This is a genomic window from Fretibacterium sp. OH1220_COT-178 (genome assembly GCF_003860125.1).
Classification (GTDB): domain Bacteria; phylum Synergistota; class Synergistia; order Synergistales; family Aminobacteriaceae; genus CAJPSE01.
Genome location: NZ_RQYL01000059.1, coordinates 1 through 2,315 on the forward strand (window position 1 = coordinate 1; position 2,315 = coordinate 2,315).

3 protein-coding genes are annotated in these 2,315 nt (G+C 51.1%); all 3 read right to left on the reverse strand.

Going from position 1 to position 2,315, the window contains the following annotated elements; genetic code table 11:
- On the reverse strand, positions 1-226 hold a 226-nt coding region (locus EII26_RS12755; protein ID WP_199735227.1), incomplete at its 3' end, for an RHS repeat-associated core domain-containing protein.
- A 260-nt stretch (positions 227-486) separates the two neighbouring features.
- Entirely contained in the window at positions 487-1,947 is a 1,461-nt protein-coding gene (locus EII26_RS12760) for an ankyrin repeat domain-containing protein (RefSeq protein ID WP_233572757.1), read from the reverse strand.
- Between the two features lie 10 nt (positions 1,948-1,957).
- Positions 1,958-2,315 (reverse strand): hypothetical protein (locus EII26_RS12765; protein ID WP_199735229.1); only part of this gene is annotated, 358 nt, incomplete at its 5' end.

Below are 2,315 nucleotides of genomic sequence, written 5' to 3' on the forward strand. Positions count from 1 at the left end.
TCCTCGGGTCCATGTAGCGCGCACGAAGCTGGTACAGCTCCGTCGTCCGGTCGAAGCGTTCCCCGGCGTACCGGTAGTCGTTCTCCGTCACGCCCGTGTGCGACGTCGTCTCGCCCCACGCGTCGTACGTCCACGTGTCCGTCACCTGGGCCGACTCGTTCGCCAGCATCCGCACCGAGCCGTGGCCGTCGAACAGGTACCAGTACTTCGAACCGCCCCGTTCCATCGCGACGAGATTGTCCCTGCCCCGGGTTAAGCGAACGGCACAGCATTCGGGGCTGCCAAGCCCCGAATGCTGTGCCGTTCGCTTAACTCGACGCGCGGCATAAGCGACCAACACAGCTCGCTACGCTTCTCTGGTTGTCTGCTTATGCCGCGTTGTCGAGGCAAGTAAACCGTAGCCCGTACAAACGTTCAAAAATGGTATGCGGTTACATATGCCGCCGTTTGTTGCCCTGGAATCCCAAACGCTATTTTTTTGTCAAGTTACCGGAACTCAAGATCGATCATTCGTGTGTTGTTTGCTTTTCCCCCCGTGTTCTCCAGGTGTTTGAGTGCGTCCGTACCCTTCAGGGCTCTGTTCTGCCGAGCATAGTAGATGGCCCGTTTCCCTCTTTTGTCCCTTACGTCGATGTCCGCTCCGGCATTGAGCAGCACGCTGACAGCTTCGGGGGTATTATCGTTCGCAGCATACATCAGCGCCGTTTTTCCATCCCTGTCCTTCATATTAGCGTCCGCACCGGATCGGAGCAAGATATCGATGACTTCAGGGCTAGGACTATCGCTTGCCGCATACATCAAGGCCGTTTTACGACTCTCGTCTTTTTCGTTGACGTTCGTGCCGAACTTGAGCAATACGTCGATAGCCTCAAGACTGGGGCTAGATTGCCATACGGCATACATCAAAGCAGTCATGCCGTCTCCATCCCGTTCGTTGACATCCGCACCGGCTTCAAGCAGTGCACCGATGGAATCAGGATTGGAACCGTTGCTTACAGCGTGCATCAGTACCGTCATACCTTCCTCGTCCTTAGCGTTAACATCTGCGCCCGCCTGAAGCAATGTATTGACGATCTCAAGATCGTTTGTAGCAAACATCAGTGCCGTCATACCATCTTTGTTCCTCGCATTGACGTTCACACCGGCATTGAGCAATGCGTGGACAATTTTGAGGTCGGGACTGTCTTGCCATGTAGACTGTCGCCATACGGCATACATCAGTGCCGAAACGCCATTCCTATCCTTTGCGTCCACGTTTGTGTCAGAACGAAGCAACATCCTGACGACTTCAGCTTTGTTGTTTTCGGCAGCTAACATCAGCGCAGTCACGCCATCTTCGTCTTCAGCATTGACATCCGCTCCTGCATCAATCAATCTTTTGATTACCTTTAAGTTTTCCTTGTATGCACATACCGCAAACATCAATGTCGTCATGCCGTCTTCATCCCGTGCATTGACGTCCGCTCCGGCCTCAAGCAGTACCTTCATGAAGTCGGGATTATACACTACATGCATCAGGGGCGTTTTGCCTCGACTATCTCTCGCGTTGACGTCCACACCAGACTCTAGGGCATTTCGGAGCTGCTGCACTGAAGCTGCTCTGCAAATGCTGGAATAATCCGGGTTTTTATCAAAAAAGCTGTGATCTCCGTTAAAGTTCACCTCCCTGTCCAATTTTTCCAGATCGATCTCATTCAGTGCGTGATGCAGGGCGATATCGCGATTGAGATTGAGGTGAGACTTATCAATTTCTTCAGCAGGCTCGCGGGCCCAGATACCGATAAACCTCAAGTCTATGCCTGCGGTTCCCAGAATCAGCCCCCTCGCTTCTCCTTTAAATGACGAGACCATATAATGCTCCGTCAAAATCTCAAGCATGTCCTCTTCGTTGAGTTTTCTTAGAACATAGCCTGCATTCAGCTTCTTCATTAGAGTCAGTTTCCCCATCCAGAGCTTATTAAATCTTGTGCTTTTTAAGTGCATCCTCTATTGACTGTTTACCTCTTAACGATCGAGGAAGTTCCTTTCCTGTTCTTGATAAAAATTTTCCCAACTCTTCATTCCACATATACTTAGTTTTGTCGACCAATATATGAATGTTTGGCTTTTGTGAGCCGCCCATTTCTAAATCTATAGAGATTTTATGACCTTTAACTTTAGTCTCATCAAGGACACGCTTGTTATTGCACCCCGCATTATGTACAAGTACCCCATCGGCGACGAAGTAGGATTGGAAGTCCTCGACCTCGAGGTTGTAGACGGGGATGGGTTTGTCCAGCTTCTCCAGCCTCAGGCCCGTCACAATCCCCGCGTCG

Coding starts and splice junctions, on each gene's coding strand:
- EII26_RS12760 (WP_233572757.1), bottom strand. CDS start 1,947: ATGGGGAAACTGACTCTAATGAAGAAGCTGAATGCAGGCTATGTTCTA.